General features: G+C 30.5%; 17 protein-coding genes. All 17 read left to right on the plus strand.

Annotated features, from left to right (window positions below):
* Positions 1-7 precede the first annotated feature (7 nt).
* Entirely contained in the window at positions 8-1,558 is a 1,551-nt protein-coding gene (gene metG, locus ACWXVV_RS01840) for a methionine--tRNA ligase (protein ID WP_455984728.1), read from the plus strand.
* Between the two features lie 77 nt (positions 1,559-1,635).
* On the plus strand, positions 1,636-2,433 hold the full coding sequence (locus tag ACWXVV_RS01845; RefSeq protein ID WP_455984727.1) for an energy-coupling factor transporter ATPase: 798 nt from the start codon (positions 1,636-1,638) through the stop codon (positions 2,431-2,433).
* Positions 2,424-3,398 carry an ATP-binding cassette domain-containing protein gene (locus tag ACWXVV_RS01850; RefSeq protein ID WP_455984726.1) on the plus strand — a complete coding sequence of 325 codons (975 nt, stop codon included), beginning with the start codon at positions 2,424-2,426 and terminating at the stop codon, positions 3,396-3,398. The genes ACWXVV_RS01845 and ACWXVV_RS01850 overlap by 10 nt, the downstream gene beginning before the upstream one ends.
* Entirely contained in the window at positions 3,399-4,328 is a 930-nt protein-coding gene (locus ACWXVV_RS01855; RefSeq protein ID WP_455978999.1) for an energy-coupling factor transporter transmembrane component T family protein, read from the plus strand. It abuts the gene before it with no gap.
* Between the two features lie 2 nt (positions 4,329-4,330).
* Positions 4,331-6,328 carry an NAD-dependent DNA ligase LigA gene (gene ligA, locus ACWXVV_RS01860; RefSeq protein WP_455984725.1) on the plus strand — a complete coding sequence of 666 codons (1,998 nt, stop codon included), beginning with the start codon at positions 4,331-4,333 and terminating at the stop codon, positions 6,326-6,328.
* A 260-nt stretch (positions 6,329-6,588) separates the two neighbouring features.
* Entirely contained in the window at positions 6,589-8,151 is a 1,563-nt protein-coding gene (locus tag ACWXVV_RS01865) for a type I restriction-modification system subunit M (protein ID WP_455984724.1), read from the plus strand.
* Positions 8,152-8,162: 11 nt separating this feature from the next.
* On the plus strand, positions 8,163-9,317 hold the full coding sequence (locus ACWXVV_RS01870; RefSeq protein WP_456012464.1) for a restriction endonuclease subunit S: 1,155 nt from the start codon (positions 8,163-8,165) through the stop codon (positions 9,315-9,317).
* A gap of 148 nt (positions 9,318-9,465) precedes the next feature.
* Positions 9,466-9,906, plus strand: coding sequence for a restriction endonuclease subunit S (locus ACWXVV_RS01875; protein ID WP_456012465.1), 441 nt, complete (start codon positions 9,466-9,468; stop codon positions 9,904-9,906).
* A 24-nt stretch (positions 9,907-9,930) separates the two neighbouring features.
* Positions 9,931-13,104 (plus strand): type I restriction endonuclease subunit R, encoded by a 3,174-nt coding sequence (locus ACWXVV_RS01880; protein WP_455984720.1) that lies wholly within the window; start codon positions 9,931-9,933, stop codon positions 13,102-13,104.
* A gap of 142 nt (positions 13,105-13,246) precedes the next feature.
* Positions 13,247-13,768 (plus strand): TrmH family RNA methyltransferase, encoded by a 522-nt coding sequence (locus ACWXVV_RS01885; protein WP_438341248.1) that lies wholly within the window; start codon positions 13,247-13,249, stop codon positions 13,766-13,768.
* Between the two features lies 1 nt (position 13,769).
* The gene (locus tag ACWXVV_RS01890) at positions 13,770-13,934 is read left to right on the plus strand and encodes a DivIVA domain-containing protein (RefSeq protein WP_438341247.1); all 165 of its coding nucleotides are present in this window, start codon (positions 13,770-13,772) and stop codon (positions 13,932-13,934) included.
* Positions 13,927-14,757 (plus strand): ribosome biogenesis GTPase YlqF, encoded by an 831-nt coding sequence (gene ylqF / locus ACWXVV_RS01895; RefSeq protein WP_455984719.1) that lies wholly within the window; start codon positions 13,927-13,929, stop codon positions 14,755-14,757. Before ACWXVV_RS01890 ends, ylqF begins: the two co-directional genes overlap by 8 nt.
* Before the next feature lie 8 nt (positions 14,758-14,765).
* Positions 14,766-16,991 carry an SGNH/GDSL hydrolase family protein gene (locus ACWXVV_RS01900; protein ID WP_455984718.1) on the plus strand — a complete coding sequence of 742 codons (2,226 nt, stop codon included), beginning with the start codon at positions 14,766-14,768 and terminating at the stop codon, positions 16,989-16,991.
* Positions 16,991-18,148, plus strand: coding sequence for a YbhB/YbcL family Raf kinase inhibitor-like protein (locus ACWXVV_RS01905; RefSeq protein ID WP_455984717.1), 1,158 nt, complete (start codon positions 16,991-16,993; stop codon positions 18,146-18,148). The genes ACWXVV_RS01900 and ACWXVV_RS01905 overlap by 1 nt, the downstream gene beginning before the upstream one ends.
* A 552-nt stretch (positions 18,149-18,700) precedes the next feature.
* Complete coding sequence (locus tag ACWXVV_RS01910; protein WP_455984716.1) at positions 18,701-21,646, plus strand: OppA family ABC transporter substrate-binding lipoprotein; 2,946 nt, start codon at positions 18,701-18,703, stop codon at positions 21,644-21,646.
* A 3-nt stretch (positions 21,647-21,649) separates the two neighbouring features.
* Complete coding sequence (locus tag ACWXVV_RS01915) at positions 21,650-22,747, plus strand: ABC transporter permease subunit (RefSeq protein WP_438341795.1); 1,098 nt, start codon at positions 21,650-21,652, stop codon at positions 22,745-22,747.
* On the plus strand, positions 22,728-24,044 hold the full coding sequence (locus tag ACWXVV_RS01920) for an ABC transporter permease subunit (RefSeq protein ID WP_438341794.1): 1,317 nt from the start codon (positions 22,728-22,730) through the stop codon (positions 24,042-24,044). The genes ACWXVV_RS01915 and ACWXVV_RS01920 overlap by 20 nt, the downstream gene beginning before the upstream one ends.
* The last annotated feature ends 6 nt before the right edge of the window (positions 24,045-24,050 follow it).

Genomic DNA, 24,050 nt, shown 5'->3' on the forward strand with positions numbered 1-24,050 from the left:
GAAAGCAATGAAAAACAAGACATTTTACATTACAACACCTATTTATTATCCTAATGGAAATTTACATATCGGTCATTTTTACACAACAACGATTGCTAAAACCTTGGCAAATTACAAAAAAATGCAAGGATATGACACATTTTTTGTAACTGGTATCGATGAACACGGTCAAAAAATTCAAAAAAGTGCTCAAGCTCAAGGTATTGAGCCTCAAGCCTTTGTTGATTTACAAGCTGAACAATTCAAAAAGTTATGAAAAGATAGTCAAATCGAATACGATTTTTTCTCAAGAACTACTGCCCCAAATCACCAAAACGCAATTCGTAAGATTTTTGCAAAAATGCTAGAAAAAGGTTTAATACGTTTAGGAAAATATAAAGGGTTATATTCAATAAGTGATGAAGAATACCTTACACCTTCACAAGCACTTGAAATTGATGGTAAATTCTATCACCCATCTTCAAAACATGAATTAGTTGAAATCGAAGAAGAAACTTACTTTTTTGAAATGTCAAAATTCAGTACTTGAATCGAGGCTTTTTACCAAGAAAATCCTAACTTTATGACTTCAAATAAGGTTAAAAATGAACTTTTAAATAATTTCATTCAAAAAGGTTTAGAAGACTTGAGCGTAACAAGAATTACTTTTGATTGAGGAATAAGTGTTGTTACTCCTTCACAGTTTAAACACGTTATCTATGTGTGATTAGATGCTTTATTTAACTATTTAACTGCACTTGGATATTTAACAGATGATGAGACAAACTATGTTAAATACTGACAAAACGGTAATGAAATTGTCCATGTTGTAGGTAAAGAAATTACTCGTTTTCACTGCATTTATTGACCTATCTTTTTGAAAAGTTTAGATTTAAGATTGCCAACTTGCATCTTGACTCATGGTTGAATTGTTACTCCTGAAGGAAAAATGTCAAAATCTAAAGGTAACACTGTAGATCCTTACTTTTTAATTGAAAACTATGGTGTCGAAGAAACAAAATATTTCTTCATGTCGCAAATTAATATCAATAACGATGGAGTGTTTGAACTAAACAACTTCATTAATACACTAAATGCTGATCTTGCTAACAACTTTGGTAACTTATTAAACCGTACAGTAGCAATGCTAAATCAGTCTTTTGACAATGGTATTGTTTACAAAAAGCAATCATTAGAGTCTATTGATTTAGAAATGTATGAACAAATTGCATCAAGTTTTGTTGAATACCAAGAACATTTTGATAATTTTGAGTCTGATAAAGCACTAAAAGCTGCAATTGCACTTTCAAAAGAATTAAATTTATATATTGACAAGACTACACCTTGAAAACTAAAAGACAATTTAGAACGTTTAAATGATGTGTTGTGTGCACTTTTAAATGGAGTGTATGCAGTTAATGTTATGTTGAGTGTTGTTTTAAACAATAAAAGTCAGAAAATCAACAAATTTTTAGCTCAGAACGAGTTAAGTTTTGAAAAAATATATGATTTTAGCAAGTTTGACAACAAAAAATGCTTAGTTAGCGAAATCTTGTTCACTAGAATCAAAACTAACTAAGTTGTTGCTAGCAAGTCTAGCAACTTTTTTATTGCTTGTATACTCTTAAAAAGAGTATAACTTGTATAATATTAATCATGATAAAAATTAAAGACTTGTATTATAAATATCCTGAAAGTGATTCTTTCGCTTTACAAGGAGTAAATTTAGAAATTAAAACTGGCCACTATGTGGGTATTTTAGGACACAATGGAAGTGGAAAGAGTACTCTTTCGAAACTAATAAGTGCAATTTATAAAGCTACTGAAGGTCAAATTTACATTGACGATATTTTGTACTCAAAAGAAAACTTGCAAAAGATTCGTTCAAAAATCGGAATTGTTTTTCAAAACCCAGACAACCAATTTATTGGAGCGACAGTTGAAGATGATATTGCTTTTGGTTTAGAAAACAAACTAGTTCCGCGTGAACAAATGAAAGAAAAGATTGAAAAATACACAACTTTGGTTTCAATGCAGGATAGTTTAGATCGTGAGCCACAAAATTTAAGTGGTGGACAAAAACAAAGAGTTGCCATTGCTTCAACTCTTGCTCTTGATCCTGATGTTATTATTTTTGACGAAGTAACTTCAATGCTTGATCCTAAAGGAAAACATGAAATTTTGAAAATTATTCATAATTTGCATCGTGAAACTAATAAAACTTTAATTTCTGTTACTCATGATATGGATGAAGCGATATTGTGCGATGAATTGTTAGTTTTTAGCGGTGGAAAACTAATTGCCTCAGGAAGTCCAAAAGATATCTTAAATAACAAAGAAATTGTGGAAATTGCAAAAATTGACTCACCTTTTATCTACAAGCTTAGTGAGTTAGTTGATGGCGTAGAACCAACTTATAACGAACAGGAGTTAATTGAAGCAATATGCAAATAAAAGTTGACAATATTTCAAAAGAATTTGATAAAAAATTACCTACTCACATTCAAGTTTTAAAAGATATTAGCGTAGATATTTCTGAAGGTGAAATTATTTCTATCATCGGACATACAGGAAGTGGAAAAACTACTTTTATCGAACACCTTAATGCATTACTAATTCCAGATAGTGGAAAAATTACTTTTAAAGATGTTACAAGTCTTAAAAAATCAAAAAAGAATTTGTTTGCTAAATTTAGAAAAACAAAAACAAGTCCTGAACCAGAAGATGTTGAACTGGTAACAATGGATATTGAAATTGTTAATACTAAACGCAAAATTAAAAACATTAAAGCACTGAGAAAACAAGTTGGAGTAGTGTTCCAATTTGCTGAATATCAATTGTTCGAAAAAACTATTGAAAAAGATATTATTTTTGGCTCTGTTTCAATGGGTATGGATGTTAATAAAGCAAAAGAATTAGCGAAAAAATACATCAAAATTGTTGGACTGCCTGAAAGTTATTTGACTCGTTCACCTTTTAATTTAAGTGGTGGACAAAAACGTCGTGTTGCCCTTGCTGGAATTTTGGCAATGGAACCGAAATTCTTAATTCTTGATGAACCAACTGCTGGACTAGATCCAGCTGGGGTTGAACAAATGTTGCAACTTTTCTATGACTTACATGTTAAAGAAAACAAAACAATCATTATTGTTACTCATGATTTAGATAATGCTTTACGTTGAACTAAAAGAACCATTTTGTTTAAGAATGGTGAAATTATTCGTGATGGTGACACCTACAGCATTCTAAATGATGAACAATGTTTAGTTGAAAACAATTTGCGTTCAACACAATTGCTAACTTTTGTTCGTAAATTAGAACAAAGAGGAGTAAGAGTTGGAAAAGTAACTAATGTTAATGAATTAGCTCAAGCAATTAACAACTGAAAACAAAGACAAAGACAATTGAAAGGAGAATAAATGAATGCCATTATAGGAAAATATGTCAATCTTAATACTCCTATCCACAAAATGGATCCGAGATTGAAATTTATTGCAAACATTTTATTCATCATTTTATTCTTCTTAGTCGATCATTTTGTTACTCTTGGGATTTTGTTAGTTTTCATTGCTTGTGTTTATTTACTGGCTACTCATTCAGTACGCTCATTAATTAAAAAGATTCGTTTACCAATTTATATCGGTCTAGTCTTAGCGCTAATCAACTTTTTTACCATTAAAGGGGCAGGTATAAATTATGTTCCTTTGAGTGGTGAGAGTAATGTTGATGCTTATGTAAATTACAATGGTTTGATTTTGGTAAATGACACATATTGAGCACCAGGTGGACCTAATAGTGCTTTCCAAATTACTCGTTTCTCACTAATGCGAGCAGCAAGTATCACAGCAAGAATTTATGGAATCATTCTTTCAACTACAATCCTAACTTTTACAACTAAACCAGTCCTACTTACAAAGGCAATTAATGACTTACTTTATCCTTTGAAGTTATTAAAATTTCCAAGTGAAATTATTACAATGATAATTAACATCGCTTTACGTTTTATTCCTACTTTATTAGATGAAGCGGGCAGAATCATGAAAGCTCAATCTTCACGGGGAGTTGACTTTAAAAACGGAAGAACAAAAGAGAAAATTAAGTCAATGTTAACCTTAATTATTCCTTTATTCGTTTCTTCTTTTGCCAAAGCAAACGACTTGAGTGATGCGATGACAGTTAGAGGTTATAATCCTTACCAAAAAAGAACACACTATCGTTTGATTAAACCAGTTTGAATTGACTTTTTAGCAGTTGTAATTTTAATGGGTATTTCAACTATGGTTATTTTCTTCCAAGTACAGTCGCAATCATTACCACATTGATGATTACAAACTTTTGTTAAGGTATAATGATGACAAAAAAAGAAAAAGATATTCGCCTGGAAATATTAGAATTACAACAACAAATTCAAATTTGAAACAACGCCTATTTTGATAATGATGATCCATTAGTAAGCGATGCTGAGTATGATGTTGCTTTAGTTAAACTTAAAGAACTGGAAACTCAGTTCGCTTATTTATTAACTGAACAAGAACTAAAAAACAGTCCCACAAATCGCATTGGGGCTTCAGTATCAAATGCTTTTACTAAATTTCAGCATGCAAAACCTATGCTTTCATTGCAAAAAGCGTATGAAAAAGATGAACTAAAGCGTTGAATTGAAAATGTTGAAAAGGCTAATTCGCAATCAACTTTTTTCATTGAACCTAAAATTGATGGTCTTTCGATTTCTTTACATTATGAAAATGGAAAATTAATTCGAGCAGTAACTCGTGGAGATGGAACAGTTGGTGAAGATGTTACTCACAATTTATTGGTAAACGAAGAAATTCCTTTACAAATTGATTACTTACAGCCATTAGAAGTTCGTGGTGAAGTTTACTTAAAACTTTCACAATTCGAACAAATCAATAAACAATTAGCACAAGAAAATAAAAAGCTTCTTGTTAACCCTAGAAATGGGGCAAGTGGAACACTGCGTCAATTAGATAGTCAAATTACGAAACAAAGAAAATTATCAGTATATTGCTATGCTATAAATGATGCAACCAAGCACAATCTTCATACCATTGATGAAGTTCGTGATTTTTTACACACACACAACTTTCCAGTCACAAAAGAAGGTAAAAAAGTTTACAATCTGGAAGAAATTTTGGCTTGAATTAATGAATTTAAAGAAGTCAAAAAGACTTTAGATTATGAAACTGATGGTGTAGTTATAAAGGTAAATGAGTTTAATGTGTACGACTTATTAGGTCAAACTCAAAAATTCCCTCGCTGAGCGATTGCTTTTAAGTATGAACCTGATGTTGCCACAACTGTTATTTTAGATATCTTCACTACAGTAGGAAGAACCGGTTTTATTACCTATAATGCTAAACTTGAACCAGTCTTTTTATCAGGATCGACTATCAGTGCTGCAACTTTACATAACTATGATTACATTAATAAGTTAAAAATTGACATCGGTGACTTAGTTTATATTAAAAAAGCTGGTGAAATTATTCCTAAAGTCATTGGAACAGTGAAGCAAAAAGGTTCGACCAGTTACAAAAAACAAAAATATTGTCCTAAGTGTGGTTCGCCACTAGAAGATAGCGAAACCTTAATCGATCAATTTTGTACTAATGATATGTGTCCTGAGGTTAGACTAAGAAAATTGATTCATTTTGCTTCAAAAGGAGCAATGAATATTGACTTTTTAGGTGAAAAAACAGTCGAAATGTTATTTAATAAAAATCTTGTTACTGATTATCATGATTTTTACTCTTTAAAAGATCATTACGATGAATTGATTCAAATTGAAGGATATGGGAAAAAGAGTGTTGACCAAATTCTAGCAAGTATCGAAAATAGTCGCCAAAATTCTTTAGCAAGACTGTTGCATGGTATTTCTATTAAACACATTGGTGAAAAAAATGCTTACTTTATTGCTTCAGAAGTGCAAAAATTCAGTAACTTTTTGACTTTTGATTTTGATAAGCTGATTAATTTTGATGAAATTGGACAAAAAACGGTTGATTCGTTAAAGAATTTTGTTGCTAATGAAAAAAATGTTGCAATGGTTAACAATTTACTTGCCTGCGGACTAGATTTAGAACATCAAAAAAATATTAAGTCTTTAGAATTAGCGAATTTAGTTTTTGTTATTACTGGAACTCTAAGTCAAAGTAGGAAAGAAATTGAAAAAATGCTAATTAGTAGGGGAGCTAAAGTAACAAATACTGTAACAAAATCAACATCATATTTAGTCGTTGGTGAGAATCCAGGTTCTAAGTACGAAAAAGCTCAGCAATTAGGTACTAAAATCATTTCCGAACAAGATCTAATAAATGAATTTCTAAACTAATAAAAATTACTGATTTTAAGCAACCAGTGGGTTGCTTTTTTGTCATTTTTTTTCAAAAACAGAGGATCGCATAGCAACAAGACGTTGCTATTTTGCCGAACACAAAAACACTTAAAATGTAGTTTTTTTAACCTATAGGTTAATTTTTTTTGAAAAAAGTCAAAAAAATAGACCTTTTCCAAAAAAAAAAAAAAAAAAGTGGTAACTTTTTTGTGACTAATTTTTTACAAAAAATTAGCCTACAAAACTAGGAGTACACTATGGATAACAAGAAAGAAATAGAAAGAGCTGAATTACATAAAGCGATCTGAAAAATTGCCAATGACTTGCGCGGTCAATTAGATGGATGAGAATTCAAAAACTTTGTATTTGGAACAATGTTTTATCGTTACATTTCAGAGCACATCACAAACTGATGGAATAAAAATGAACAAGACAGCGATCCAAATTTTGATTATGCTAACTATGATGATAAACTTGCAGATGAAGAATTTAAAGAAGCATCTATTGAAGAAATTGGTTTTTACATAAAACCTTCGCATCTTTTTGCAAATGTTCGTAAAAACGAAAGACAAAATGAAAATTTAAATACCTTAATTGAAAACATTTTCAGAAGTATTGAGGATTCATCAAAGGGAACAAGCAGCGAAGAAGATTTCAAAGGTCTTTTTGATGATTTTACTGTTAACATCCCAAGACTCGGTAAAACAGTTGTAGAAAAAAATGCCAAGATCATCAAGTTGTTAGATGGTATTGGAGACATGAGACTCGGAGAATTTTCGGAAAATACCATCGATGCATTTGGGGATGCATATGAATTTTTAATGGGAATGTATGCATCACAAGCAGGAAAAAGTGGTGGTGAATACTATACACCACAAGAAGTTAGTCAACTTCTAGTAAAACTAGCAATCAAGAACAAAAAGAAAATCAACAAAATATATGACATGTGTTGTGGTTCTGGTTCACTTTTATTACAAGCAATTAAATTGCTAGGTATTGACAAAGTTAATGGCTTCTACGGTCAGGAAGTCAATCTAACAACATACAACTTATGTAGAATCAATATGTTTTTACACGATGTTCCATTCAACCAATTCCACATTGCATTAGGAGACACACTTAAAGGGTCTGCATTAAAAGATAAAGGTCCCTTTGATGTTATCGTTTCTAATCCCCCTTACTCAATTAAATGAGATGGAGATAAAGATATAACACTAATCCAGGATGAACGTTATGCCCCTGCTGGAGTACTTGCTCCTAAATCAAAAGCTGACTTAGCATTCGTAATGCATGCGGTTCACTACTTATCTTCTGATGGAGTAGCAGCACTAGTTTCATTTCCTGGAATTTTGCATCGTTCTGGAGCAGAACAAAAAATCAGAAAATATTTAGTAGAAGAAAACTTGGTTGATGCAGTCATTCAATTACCACAAAACCTATTTTTTGGAACATCTATTACTACATCAATCTTAGTTTTGAATAAGGCTAAAAGGGATACAAATATTCAGTTTATTGATGCAACCAATGAATTTGTAAAAGTTACAACTAAAAACAAGTTGAGTCAAGCAAATATTGACAAAATTTTCAATACTTATTCAAATAAAGAAGTTATAGAACACTTTTCGAATATTGTTCCACAATCTCAAGTTATAGATAAAAAGTACAATCTTTCAGTTTCTAATTATGTTGAACCAAGAGACACAAAAGAACCGATCAATATACAAGTTTTAAACAAAGAAATAGCTGAAATTGTTGCTAAACAAGAAAAGTTGAGAGAAGAAATCAACAAAATCATTGACGAAATAGAAAGATTTAGCTAATTTTATCAAGTATGAACAAAGATTTTTTAGAGACAACATACGGCAACATTATTCAGCATGAATATCCTGAACCATACATGTTAAAAAGTAAAAAAGCAGAAAAAAATGGAACTACTCCTGTTCTAACGCCGGGAAAAACTTTTTTGCTTGGTTACACAAATGAGGACTTTGGTATTTATCAAGCGTCAAAAGATGATCCTGTAATAATTTTCGATGAGTTTACTACTAATACACAGTGAGTTGATTTTGATTTTAAGGTAATATCGTCGGCTATTAAAATTTTAAAATTGCGTGAAGATTTCAAAGAAAAAGTGATATTAAAGTTTATTTACTACATGATGAAGAGCAAAGTTTTTATTCCAGAAGGACATTCTAGGCATTGAAAAAACAAATTTTCAATCCAAAAAATTAAGATACCATCAATTGACGTACAAAAAATCATAGTAGAAAAGTTAGATGTATTTCAATCATCTACAGCGGAGCTGACAGCGGAGCTGACAGCGGAGCTGAATAAGAGATTAAAACAATATGATTACTATAGAGATTTACTATTATCTAATGATAATGGTGTTTTTAGCGTTGTAAATCAATACAATCTTGATGAAATCTGTGATTTTAAAAAAGGTAACATTGTTCGTTTATCGTCTTTAAAAACGGGAGATATTCCAATTGTTAGTGGTGGCAAAGAGGTTTCGGGATATACCGATAAATCCAATTTTGATGGTGAAACAATTGCGGTTGCTGCTTCAGGTTCAGCAGGTTATGTTTCTTGATGAAATGAACCAATATTTGTATCGGATGCTTTCACTCTTAAAAACAAAAATAATGATGCTTTGAATTTGAAGTATTTATTTTATTGATTAAAGTCAAAACAAGACATTATTTATTCGTTTAAGAAGGGTGTTGGTACACCACACGTCTATATAAGTGATGTTTCCAAAATGGTAATAACACTGCCGCACATTGACAAACAAAACGAAATTGTTCGTTGATTGGACAACTTCTACACAATATGCAAAGATCTTAATATTGGACTTCCTGCTGAACTTGAAGCTCGCAATAAACAGTATGAATTATACAGAGATAAATTGTTTGAATACATCGAAACAGGCAATATCAATGTAGATAACTTGAGAGAGAGAGAGAGAGAGAGAGGATCTAATTAGATTCATAGAGAACTTTGTTAGCTCAATATCATTTTCAAATGCTAAAAAAATATATTTACTCAAAGATGTTTCAATCATCAAAAAAGGGAAACAAATAAATAAAGTACTTTTAAGTCCAATTAGAACTGATACATACTGTTATCCTGTGATGAATGGTGGTAAAAACCCATCCGGATATTGACATAATTTTAATGCTGAAAACGTTATTTCTATATGTGAAGGTGGCAATGTTGGTTATTCAAGGATGATGAATGAAAAGTATTGGTCTGGCGGCCATAATTACGCAATATCAGTAGAAAATACTCAAAATTGAGTAAACATTGAATATTTATATTTTTATTTGAAGCAAAATGAAACAAAACTAAAACAACTTGCAAATGGTGCGGGGATAGAAAACTTAAATTTTAGTGATTTGCAAGATTTTGTAGTTCACTTGCCAAACAAAAACATTCAAGATGAAATTGCTTCAAAACTAATAAGATTCGAAAATCTTACTAATGGGATAACTGAAGGAATTCCACTACTAATTGAAAAAGTTGAACAACAATATGAATACTATCGAGATTTATTATTTAAAAAAATTGAGTAAAAAAACAAAAACTAGAAGGTTAATATGAATAATTCGCAACATATTTTCGAGACGAACAAAAATACTATTGTTGGTGAATATGAGCCAACAATAAATAACAAAAATAAATCTTTTTCAGAAGAATCTGCTTTAGAAAATTACTTGATTGAAATGCTTGAAAACCAAGGTTATGAATATGCTAGCGAAATTAAAAATGAAGAACAATTGCTAGCTAACCTAAGAAATAAGATTGAAAAATTGAACAATACAAAATTTTCAGATCAAGAATGAAACATCCTAAAAAGAGATTATTTGTGTAAACCAAACGAAAGCATTGAAGATAAAACACAAAGAATTCAAAATGATTACTTGTATACTCTCAAAAGAGACAATGATGAGTCTGAAAACATAAAAATCATCAATAAAAAAGACATTCACTCGAACTCACTACAAGTAATCAATCAATTTAGAGCGGATTCTAAAATTCCGGGAAGAAAAAATCGTTATGATGTTACTATTTTAGTCAATGGTTTACCTTTAGTTCACATTGAACTAAAAAAATCTGGTGTTAATATTGAAAATGCTTTCAATCAAATTGAACGCTACCAGGCTGAGTCTTTTGATAAAAGCGAAGGATTGTTCAATTATGTGCAAATATTCATAATTTCTAATGGAACTTTAACCAAATATTACTCAAATACTACTCGAAAATACGCTATTGATCAGCGTAAAGAAACAGCTAAAAAAGAAACTCGAAGCTCAAATAGCTTCAAATTTACAAATTACTGAGCCAATGTCAAAAACAAATTACTAGAAGGTATTGAAGATTTCACCAAAACCTTTTTAAGAAAGTCTGTTTTGCTAGAAGTTTTAACAAAATATTGCGTCTATACTGAAGATAACAAATTATTAGTGATGCGCCCATACCAAATAGCTGCGGCTGAAGGAATTATCAACAAATTAAGACTAGTAGTTAATTATCCAGATAAATTTAAAGGAAACAAAAAGGGCGGTTATATTTGACACACAACCGGTTCTGGTAAAACATTGACATCATTCAAAACTGCTCAGCTAGCAACACAAATTAGTGAACTTAAAAAGATTATTTTTGTTGTTGATAGAAAAGACCTTGATTATCAAACAATAAATGAATTTAATAAATTCCAGAAAGGCTCTGTAGCAAGTACAAGAAGCACCAATATTTTGGCTGGTAAAATCACCAGCACCAAAGAAACTGATAGAGTAATTGTTACAACTATTCAAAAACTTTCTCGTTTTGTCAACAAAAATCACTCTAATTTAAGTATTTTTAATGAAAATGTTGTTTTCATCTTCGACGAGTGTCATCGTTCGCAATTTGGTAAGATGCATGCCCAAATTAAGAAGAAATTTAAAAATGCTATCATGTTTGGTTTTACTGGAACACCAATTTTGGATGAAAATTCAGCATCTGCTTCAAATAATTTAACGACTGAAGCACTTTTTGGTGAAAAGATACATTCATACACAATTATTGACGCAATCAGAGATGAAAATGTTTTGAAATTCAATGTTGAATATGCCAAAATTGAGCACAATTTACCCTTAAGTATCAGTGAAGAAGACATTTATATGCAATCTGGTTATATTTCAGCAGTTGTTAGTCATATATTAGATAATTTTGATAAAAAAACACTGCAAAATGAAAGTTATAATGCAGCAAAACTAACAAATATTAAACAATTGACAACAAGAAATGATGGTGCTAAACAAATGAGTGTTTCGGTACAACAAAATGGATTTAACTCAATTTTTGCTGTTTCAAGTATTGCACAACTAAAACTTTATTATGACGAATTAATTAAACAAATTGAAAAAAGACAAAGCAACATCAAAATTGCTGCTATCTACAGTAAAAGTGCTACCGATTCAGAAGAATATGAAGATATTGACGGAAATGACTTTGAAGCAGTTAATTCGCTTTCGGATTCTGATAAGAAATTCTTAACCAAAATTATCAACAATTACAATAATCATTTTGGTACAAATTACAGTATTGACGATGAAGGTTTTGCAAGTTACTACAAAGACATTTCATTAAGAACTAAAAACAAAGAAATTGACATTTTGCTAGTTGTTAATATGTTTTTAACTGGTTTTGATGCACCAACATTGAATACATTGTGAGTCGATAAGAATTTAAAACACCACAGCCTATTGCAAGCATTTAGTCGAACAAACAGAATTTATAACAATGTAAAAGATTCAGGTAATATTGTTTGTTATCGTGACCTAAAACAACAAGTTGATGAATCAATTAGACTGTTTAGTGATGAAGATACAGCATCAACTATTGTGTTGATGCGTACTTTCGAAGAATACAACAACGGTTATTACAATGATAAAGGCGAATATCAACCAGGTTTTAGTGAAATTCAAAATAACTTAAAGCAAAAATTTAATCCCAATGATCCATATGTTTTTGATAAGTTATTATCCTTTGAACCATTTAGAAATGATTTTTTACGCCAATATAACTCTTTTATCAAATTGAAAAATATAATTCAGAGATTTGATGAATTTAATGAAGAAAAACATGCCATTGTAACAAGTGACGAAAACCTTAAATACAAATCTTGATATTTAGAATTGCATGATCGTGCCAAAAATACTAGCAAAGATCATACACCAATTGAAATTCCGGAAGATATTGTTTGAAATATTGAAATCATTCGTCAAGATCAAATCACTGTGCTTTATGTTCTTAACTTAATTAACAAGTACAAACAAGCAAATAATTATATTTCATCAGAATATAGAGAAAAAATTATGAATGCGGTTAATTCTGCAATAGACACAAGACGTTTAGCTGATATTTTTGAAAAATTCATTGATATTTGTATTTCTAAAGAAGCCGACGAAGACGATATTGTTTCGCAATTCAAGAATTTTGCTATTTCTAACTATGAGCAAGAAAAAAATAATTTGATAACTAATAAAAAATTAAAACAAGATAAGATCGATGAAAAAATGGTCGATTTTTTCAAAGAAGCTAAAGTTAATTTGGAAGGTTCTTTAAATGATTTAACTGCTCAAAGAATTTCATCACGTGGTGATTCGAAAGCAAAGAGACAACAATGATTTGAAGAAATCCGTGAAGGAATTAATTATTTATTCAATAAATATTTTGTAATCAAAGATGACATCGTTGTTGAATATGAAAAGAGTCTTTCAAATTAAAGCAAAAGAATACTACCTAATTAAAAGGGCAGGAATTTAATTCTTGTCCTTTTATTTTCGATTATTAAATACGAAATTAGACCTGAGACAACTTAAAGGTTTTTTATTTCATAAAAAAAGCGGAATGGTTATAATTTTTCATATGATTAATATAGTTTTATACCAACCTGAAATTAGTCCTAATACTGCTAATATCATTCGAACTTGTTTTAGTGCTGGTGCTAAATTGCACATTATTAAGCCAATTGCTTTCGACTTACACCCACATTGAATGAAAAGAGCGGCTGCAGGAAGATTTTTAAGTGATATCGAGCACGAAATTCACAACTCATACCAAGATTTTTTAGCCAAATATGGCTCAAAAAATGTTTACTATGTAACTCGTTATGGATACACTACATATGCTGACATAGATTTTAAAACTGAATTTAAACAAAACGATGAAGTGTGAATTATGTTTGGTACTGAATCTACCGGGATACCAAAGAAAATTTTGCAAACTAATTTAGATAATTGCTTGCGTATTCCAATGACACCAGAAAGTCGTTCGATAAATTTAGCAAATAGTGTAATTGTTGTTTTATATGAGGTTTTAAGACAATTAGATTTTATGAACTTATCAAAATACGAAGTGCAAAAAGGAAAAGATTTTATCAAGGAGTAAAATGCCAAAACTTACTGTCGACCAAATTGTGAAAATGAAATTTAGTCCGGCAATTAACGGTTACAATGCTGATGAAGTTGATGAATTCATTGATCTTTTGATTGAAGATATTGTTGAATACATTGATGAAATTGAAAAATTGAAGGCAAGGTTAAAAAATGATTAATTGATTTCCAGGACACATGAAAAAGGCATTCGACCAAATCAAACAAAAAGAAAAGTTGTTTGATGTTTTTATTATTGTTTTGGATGCCCGTTGTCCAATTGGTTCTTACAATGCCGAATTTGATAAAATCTCACCACACAAAAAGCGGATTTTTGCTTTTACCAAAATTGATCTTGTAGATAAAAATCGTTTTAATCAAGTTGTTAAATCATTTAACAATCCCAACGATGAAATAGTTTTTTTAAATTTAAAAGACAATAATAAGTCTTACAATGCACTAACAAAAGTAATTAAAAAAATTTATACTCAAAAACAACAAAATACTAAAAAAGGTTTTAAAGTTCCACCATTAAAAATTGGAGTATTAGGAGTTCCAAATAGTGGCAAAAGTACACTAATCAATATTTTAGCTAAATCTAAAGTAGCTAAAGTTGGTAATGAAGCAGGAATAACGCGGTCAGAGCAGTGAGTAAATTGTAATAACGAATTCATTGTTTTAGATACTCCTGGTTTGCTGTGACCTAAATTTGATGATCAAATGCAAGCTGTCAAATTAGCTGTCATCGGTTCAATAAAAAAAGAAGCATTAGACTTAAAAGATTTTTGTTATGAAGCATACAGGTTAGTTTCACAATATAAACCTCAAGCCTTAGAAGCTTTAGATTTAGAAGCATCGCAAGAAGATGAAATAATTTATAACAACATTATTCAACTTGCTAGACAGAAAAACTTTTTAGATAAAAACAAACAAGTTTTATTTACTGAAACTTATAATTTCTTAATTAATTATTTTAGAAATCTAAAAAACATTATTTACGACTAGGAGAAAGTATGGATTTTCGTGATTTTGTTGAATTTAAAGATAACAATAGACTACCAATACACACAAAAGTTATCGATTCTGACTTGAGAATTGTTTTTTTAGGTGATTCAATTTCAGCTGGTTTTAACTCAAAATTTGGTTTTCAGTCTTGTGGTTATTTCGACAAAGAACAAAGAAAAGTTATAGGTTTAAGTTATCCTGCCTATTTAGTGCGGATGATAGAAGAAATTAGACCTAACTTTTTAAGTTCTTATGATAATTTTGGTTTCAGTGCTATAACAGCGGCTCAATATAGTGAGCTGTTAGATTTTAAACGCGAAGTTTCAGCTTCACTGCAAAATGAAATGGATTTTATTCGTTCAATTAATGATAATGATCAAAACCCTTTTCAACATGAATTAAGCCCTTACTTTAAAAACTTTAATTTCGGTAATGGTGATTTTGACATAATTAAGGCAAAAATTCAAAATGCTAATGTTGTTGTTGTAACCTTAGGAGCAAACGATTTTTTAGCTAAAATTCCTTGAAATTTATTACGTAATTTTTATGCTGTTAAAAATCTTTCACGTCGCGCCTTTGCTTTTTCGCAAGTTGTAGAACATTTACATATAACAAGTGAAAAAATTGTTAGTGATTTAGAGCAAGTAATTACTAAAATTAGAGCTTTAAATAGCGAAACAAACATAGTTTTAGTTGGTTATCCTTTACCTTTAATTCACTTTAAAAATGCTTTAGATGATACATTTTCAACCACTGATATTAGTTCTGAAAAAATGAGTGATATTATGTTGGGATATTTAAATGCCGCAATCAAAGAAGCTGCCAATAGAACTAACAATATGTATGTCGACAGTTTTGATCGCGATTTTTGAATCACTAACAAAAATTTCTTATATGAAAACATTTTAGACATTCATCCAACTGAAAAAGGGTACAAACATATGGCACAAAGTATTCTTTTAAAACTTGGATTAGATGACAATTATGTTTCAAAAGTCTATGGGGATGATTCTGATAATATTTTGAATTTTTTACCAAAATTTAATATCTACAAAAAGGATTTCAATAGTTATCGCAAAATTTTCAACCTTAAAGCCAATAGTTTAGGTTTAATATTGGCAGTTTTAGGTATGAATCGTGGAGATAAATTATTTTTAGACGATTACTATGAACAAGAAATCAAAAACTTAATGTTACCCAACTATCGCATTTCTGAAGCAACTAGAGCATTAGAAAAACATTTGCAAATGGGATTCGGAAGTACATTAACAAGATATATCGAGAAAAAGTTTGCTTCCGCACCACAAGAATATAAAACTAAACAAAATCTTTTAAATTTCTTAGAAGGTAAGAAATGAAGTCAGGAAATTTTTCTTACCTTACTTGAAAACAACCATGTTGATAATTTTATTTACACAGTTCAAACAAATTTAACAAAGAAAAATCAAATTGCTTGAACTGATATTATTGAGTCAAAAAATAATGTTATTAAAAGACAAAATTTAGTTTACCCAGTTGCTCAAAATTTACTAAAAGCAAAATTTATTAATGATTCAAAAGAAGAGTTATGAAATATTGTTTATGATTTTATGACTGAAATTTTGACTACTCCGCTTCTGGAAACACTCATCAATCATAAATTGGATGAAAGATATAGTTATAGTCGCGATTATTTGGCGCAACTAGAAAGCTTTAAAGAATTTATTGATTTCTTATTCAATAACTTTATGTTAAATATCAAAAAATACTCAGAATTAAGATCTTTTGACGAGTTATGATACGTCTGATTAAAACAAAACCACTACAAAATCATTTTCTATTTTGACAAGATTCTAAAAGAAATCAGTTCAAAAGAAAACTTTGCCAAATCAATTCAGTTCATTAAATTAAATTTATTTTCAATTTACAAAATTAATTTTGAACTAAGCGAAAAAGAAAACGCAAAAATTGAAAGAGCAATTTCAAACTTGCTATATTTTGTTTCTGACAACAAGCCGAAACTGAATAAATTGTTAACAATGTTGTTGCAAGAAGCACAAACAATTTCAATTTATGATTATTTATTCAGTGCCGAAAAACAAAAACGTCGCAAGATGATTAAACGTAAATTCTTTGCCAAAGCTTATTTATATTCAAGAATTTTTGGAAAAATCTTTTATTCATCAAGTTCTATCCACTTAATCTTAACCAAAGCTAAAAAAGCACATAGTCAAGAAACTAAGAAAGGAAAATAATGCGTGTATATTCAAAAACAATGAATGTTTATAATGTCATTGAACTAAAAAACGGTTTAGGTTCACCACACTCACCACATATTGGTTGAGAAGAAGTAAAAGGTGCAAAATCTTATGCTATTAGTTTAATTGATCATGAAGCTAACGGGGTTGTAGGAATGTCATTTATTCACTGAATAGCATTCAATATTCACAATGACCATATATGTCGTAATTCAAGTATTTCGAAAGCAAATGAAATAGTGCAATTTGAAAATTCACTATCAAAAAATGTTAATGAAATTTTGTTACCGAGTCAATATTTAGATGATAATGCTTCACGTTATTACGGGCCTTGTCCTCCTGACCAAGATCATACTTATGAAGTGCGTGTTTATGCTTTAGATTTTGAAGATGTAAGCAAATTTGTTGATACATCAAAACCATTATTTTGAAATGATATGGAAGAAATAATTGCAAACCACGTTATTGATGAAGGGGTACTAACTTTTGCTTCGCAACAAGCATTAACTGATTCAGAAGGTAACTTATATGCCGATGAAAGTCAAACTCATGGAATGTTTTATGTCTTAAATGAAAACAAAGAAGTCGACGGCCTAAAAGTTACTATTCCTGCTTTGGAGCAAGATGATAAAAACATTCTTCACTTGCCCAAAAAATATTATTTTGATATCGACAGTGTGTCAAAACCAGACTTGAAGGTTTCAACTCCCTTAATAAAAATTAAAAACATTAAAAATGTTAAAGAATATGCAATTTTTATTTTCAATTCTTCGACAGCACAACAATGAGGATTAGTAAGTTGTGAGTTTGCATGTTTAGGTATCAAACCACAAAGTGGAGATTGAACAATTATTAAAGAAAACGACTTTACTAAAGATGAAGAACGGAGCGCTCGTCACTACATTAATAATTCATTTAGTCAGCAGTCGATTATGCCAGAAGAAATTAAAAAGTATTTCGTTAATCGTCAAAATAAGTGAAATGTTTTTAAAAACAAAAAGTCAAAAACAAAAAACAAGTTCCATTGAATGGTAGTTTACGCTTTAGATCAGAACATAACTGAGCGCCAAAAAGCTAACAACGTAGCGGATGCCTATCGGCTAATTAAAAATAAAGTAATAGCCGAAAAAATCATTAAATTCAAACTCAAATAAAAATTATGGTGGGTTAAAAACCTACCTTTTTATTAAAAACACTAAAAAAAACTGATTATTTTGCATCTTTTTCGTATTTTTTAAGATTCTTAATTTCATGCCAAAGAAAATTTAAAAAATAATTTGAAAACAAAAAATAAAAATATGTCTATAATTATTTGCGAAAGGAAAAGTAAAATGACTACATTTAACTCATTACGCAAGTGTACATTTTATATGACATACATGTTTATTAACACATGTATTATTTTCTTTTCAAATTTTGATTTTATTATTAAGTGAATTATTATTAATAACCAAAAACTAAATTTGAAAGCAATCTAGCTTTTTGCCAAAACTTTAATTCGACAAAAGGCTAAGAAGTCCGTTTTTTTCACATAAATAAAGTCAAAATTAATTGTTATTCTTGTGGTTTATCCCAAAATTGAAACTATTTTTAATAATTTTAATTCTAAAAGCTAGCAATTAACTTTGTCGGTTAAGTGCTAGCTTTTATTTTTTAAAAGCAGCAAGAAATAACAAAATTATCTAAAAACAATTAAGGAGAAAAAAATGAAAAAACTTAAGTGACGTAAATCGCTTCTTCTCTCATCATTGACAGTTTTAGGATTAGGTGCCAGTGCTGTGCCATTTATCGCTGCTTCATGTGATGATACAAATAGTGGTGGTGGTACTGGTGGTGGTAAAACCGAAGGTGGAAGCCAAGATGGAAGTCAAAATTCACAAAACAGTGTTGAACCAAATATCGATGTAAATGATTCTTTATATAAATCTTATTCACCAGATTTACAAAGTTATTACAATGCTAAGATTTCAAAATCAAAAAGTGATGCTCTAAAATACTGACAAGGTAAACAAACAGTTGCAAGTCTTAAAAAATGATCAACAAGTTATAACACTGATGCTCCAAACCGTGCCTTCATATATGAAGGTTCAAGAGGATATGGTTCATTAGGAAATGCTGCAAGTCTTTCAGAAACATCAACATTATTGGTTCGTATGCAAGGTTTAAATCAAGCAACGTATGAAACAAAATTAGTGATTGATGATGGTAAACCAACTACTCAAATTTTGATTACTCGTCCTTCATACTGAAGATATACACTTGATGGTGCAAAGGCCATTTTAGTTACTAAAAACGATGGTTCAGTAGTTGTTTTCGACAATGATGAAGTAGATTCAATTGATAAACAAAAACCAGTAATGTTAGCAGATGGTATTCATTTTAGATACATGGATAACCAAGCAACTTCAAGTAATGATCGTTCAATTAACTCACAACACTTCAAAGATGTCTTAAAAGACGCAAAAAGTATGCAATTCGTTGTTCGTGAATATGCTTGAGTAGATGGTGATGGTAAAGATTCAGGAACTAAAACAAAAGCCGAAGACTACTATGTAAGTTTTGTTCGTACTGTTGCTAATTCAAAAGGGTTCAGACTAGAAAATGGTGGAACTGAAAGTTTAGACAAAATCATCAATGAAATCTCAACAAGAATGGGTTCTCCAGACATTTATGGTGAAAAATCAAAATATCCAAATGCTTACATCTACCAAGCCTTCGGAATCGACTTATCAGCACTATTGGATAAATCAAAAGCTATAACCAAAACACAAACATCTGAAGCTCAGTACAATAATTTAGATGCTTATACTTTTAGTCTTGTTGATGGAGCAACAGAGCCTAATTTCTATGGTTTATTTGAACAAGTTGCTAAATCATTTGAATGATCAGCGGCACCTAGTGACTGAATTAAACAAAATACCAATAATATTGATGCAAGTTCTCCATATTGAGGAAATCTTGAGAGTGATGAAAAAACTCAATTAGAAAGTGCACTAAAAGATTCTCAATACAATAGTCTTGCAAAAGAAGCAGGAATTTACTGATATGGAATTACTCCAAAAGCTACTTTATACTCAGGACGTTACTTACCAACAAAAACAATTAACTCAACTGAACTAAGAAAAAACCATTCATACTGAAATCAAAATTGAGTAAATTCAGGATTAACAATTGATACAATCGTTGAAAATTACAACTTAAGTCAAAACCCTGAAGCATTCAAAGTCCAACAATACAACCAATACAAAGAAGGAAGTACATCAGCAATTTCTTATTCTTCTTTAACATCGGCACAACAAAGTGAATTTACTAAAGACATTTGAGGTTACAGATATAACCAATCAAGAAACTTAAAAACATGAGTAGCTCGTGATCTTCTTTCTGCATTCCCAACTAATCTATCTTCTTTAGTAAAAGATTTAAAATCAGACAAAAAATACACTGATCAAGTGCCAGGATGACAAGCTAAATACCCTTACAATGATGCATATGCAAAATTAATGTACGGTGCTTCATTAGAAGATATTGCTAATGGAAATGTAAAAGATGTAACATCATTTATCGCTGGAAGTGGTTTAGAATTCAGAACATTAACTAATGCTGCTTTAAACTGAAGAAAAATAGCATTTACTGTAAGCCCAAATGCTCGTGAATGATTAGTTCGTTTTGCGCAAGATACACCTTTTGGTGGAACAAACCAAGCTGAATGAGCTGCTAAAGATGAAGTCACTCCACGTGATAAATATAATGAAATTAACGCATTGTATGCAGTTGATAAAGACGGAAACAAATTAGGTTTAAATGACAACAATTCTTCAATCACTCCAAAAGACAATGAAAATGCAATTCTAAAAGTTTCAGATGACTTAGATCAATACAAATCAGCTGCTTATGACAAAGTAAAAGTGGCAGTAAAAGCATTGTTGGACAAATTCTATGCAGAAAATAATCTATCAAATGATGTAAAAGTAAGTTGAGAATTAATTTATCCATATTCAAATATTTCGGCTAACGACACTAAATTGTACGAAAATGTGCAAAAAACTTTGAACTCACTAGATTCTCGTTTAGATGTTAAATTCAATGCTACAATCGGAAACTGAACTGAAGTGCAATATCCAAAACTTGTAGCAGCAGGCCTTGACATTGTAGGATGAGGATACGACTACCAAACAATAGGTTCAGGATTTGACGCTTACTCATGAATGGGTTCATTGTTACCAACACTATATGAAATTGCAACTAAACCTGAATTACAAGCTAGCTTGCAAAAAGCATTCCCTCACTTAGTTGAACTATCAAAAGAATTGAAAAAATTCTATGATGACAATAAATCTAAATTCAGCAATCTTTTAGATGCAGATAAATGATGAAACACTGCGCTAAAAGAAGGAAGAGATTATTACTCAAAATTCGGTGACAATATTTGAACTTTCTCATACCAATTCTGACAAAATATTAACAGTACAAGTACAAATGAAAAATTACTAGCACTTGCAAATGAAGTGTCAGTATTCACTGGACCTTCACTTGATGGAAATATGGTAACAGCACGTTCAGCCTTTATTCCATACTTAGCATCAATTCAATATGACATTCCAAGAGTTGGGACAGACTACGTATACATTGCAGATTACAAACTAAATAAATAGAAAATGACTCGTTATATTTTAGAAAGAATAGGTTTTGCACTCTTAACCTTATTTCTAATTTCTTTAGTTTCGTATGTTTTAATGGCAGCTTTTTCACAAGAAAACCCATTTTTAACTTACGCTCAATCCAAAAACATTAGTCCAGTAGCTGACTATGTTAAAGCACAAGAAATTAAATATGGTTGAAACTTACCTATTATTGTTCGATTTTTCAAATATTTAGGGGGGATTTTTAAAGGTGATTGAGGTGCAATTTATAACCCTGATATAGCAACCAAGTTAGGAATGGAAAATAGTACAATTCCAAAACTATTCTTTGTTCCTTTAGTTTACTCGATCCGTATTTCATTACCAGCCTTTTTCATTAGTGCAATTATCGGAATAGGGTTAGGAACTTTATCAGGATACAAAAGAGGTACACTAACCGACAGTATCATCAATACTTTTGTACTTATCTTTATTGCATTGCCTTCATTCATCATCGCCCCACTAGCAATCAATTTAGCCGTTAAATTAGGTTTACCTTCACGGGTATTCTTAGAAAAGGACGGCTTTTCTCAGTCTAGACAGATTTTGTCATATTTAACCCCAATCATCATTGTTATTCTAGGTTCACTAGCAACTTATACTTCATATACTCGAAATCAAATTATTACTGTTTTAACTTCAAACCATGTTTTAATCGCTAAAACTAAAGGTTTGAGTAATTGACAAATTTTCTGAAAACACGTTTTAAGAAATATTTCCATTCCGTTGTTTTCAATCATTTTTCCATCATATATTGGTTTATTAACTGGTTCGATTGTTATTGAAACGTACTGAAGCGTGCCAGGAACATCACAAGTTATTATTAACTCATTCCCTAAAGGTGAAATCAATATTGTGATGTTTAACATTGTATTCTTTACATTCTTATCAGTCTTTACTGAAATTATTGTTGATGTCAGTTATGTAGTTCTAGATCCAAGAATTAAATACGCATCAGCTTCAAAATACAACTATTTAGGTTACCTAAAATCTTGAAATGAAAGAAGAAGAATCTTCAAATCAATGCAATTAGAAATTAGCGAAGGAGGACAAAGTGAAAGCAGCAGAGTTTAATAAAAAATACAAACTGAGTAATGAATTAAACGAAAAAATTCATTTTGTTGACCCTAATAAACGTAAAATCATTTCAAATATTGCTGGTAAGCCCAAAAAAATCGTTATTGAAATCTTCAAACGTTTCTTCAAGAACCCTTATGTAGCGTTTTCATTCTTTATTTTTGTTGCTTTATTGTTGTGTGCTTTTATCATTCCAGCAACATCGCAATATCAAGCAAATAAACCAGTCACCGGTGATAACTTAGAATTTATTAAATTTTTACCACCTAACAACAGTCCGATAACAACTCGTAATGTTACTTTAACTCCAGGTTCAGGAGCAGAAGCAGTCAGTGATCAAGTTTTTGCTACTTACTTAAGAATTAAAGACTTAGTAAGCAAGGATGACACTCCAGAATATGTAAAAGATTATTTCCAAATCTTGTTAAATTCTTCATCATTTTCACAAATTGGAGAATCAGTTCAAGTTTCCTTTACTTACAATAGCTATCAAATGTATCAATCTTATGTTGTTTACGCAAAATTATTTGCTTATTTAAGTGAAAATAACAGCAATTTCCCAGCTCAAGATGTTTTCACCTCTTGAATAAACTCAGCACCAAAAGTTAATTCGATTTTAGGAACTGATGTTTACGGAAGAGATGTTTGAACAGCTTCTTGATATGCAACTGCTGAATCAATCAAAATTGCTATTTTAACTGCTATCGTGCAAACCATTATTGGAGTATCAATTGGAGCTTATTTAGGTTTCAAAGCAGGAACAAGAATTGATACCATAACAATGCGGGTAATTGAAATTATTCTTTCACCACCTTCATTAATTTGAATGCTACTATTCGTATCAATTTTAGGAGTTAACAACTGAGCTTTAATCTTGTCACTAATCATTACCGGTTGAGCATGACCAGTTTCTTCAACAAGAATGTTTATTATTACTGTTAAAGATGAAGAATACATTACAGCTGCAAAAAGTATTGGTGCTTCGACCACAAGACAAGTATTCATTCATGCACTACCAGCAATCTTAGGAAAAATTGCTAACTCATTTGTTAAAAGAATTCCGTCAATCATCTTGTCTCTTGCTTCACTTGCCTTCTTAGGTTTCTACAAAGACAACAACAATGTTAACTTAGGACAATTATTAATTGATGCAACACCACAAATTTCAAATAACTTCTGAATCTTATTATTGCCTTCATTAATCCTTCTAACTCTATCACTTTCATTGCATTTCATTGCTATCGGAGTACACGATTCACTCGATCCGCGTATAATTAGTGCGAATAAAAAATAGAGGTTT

Source organism: Mycoplasma sp. 3392 (genome assembly GCF_053851755.1).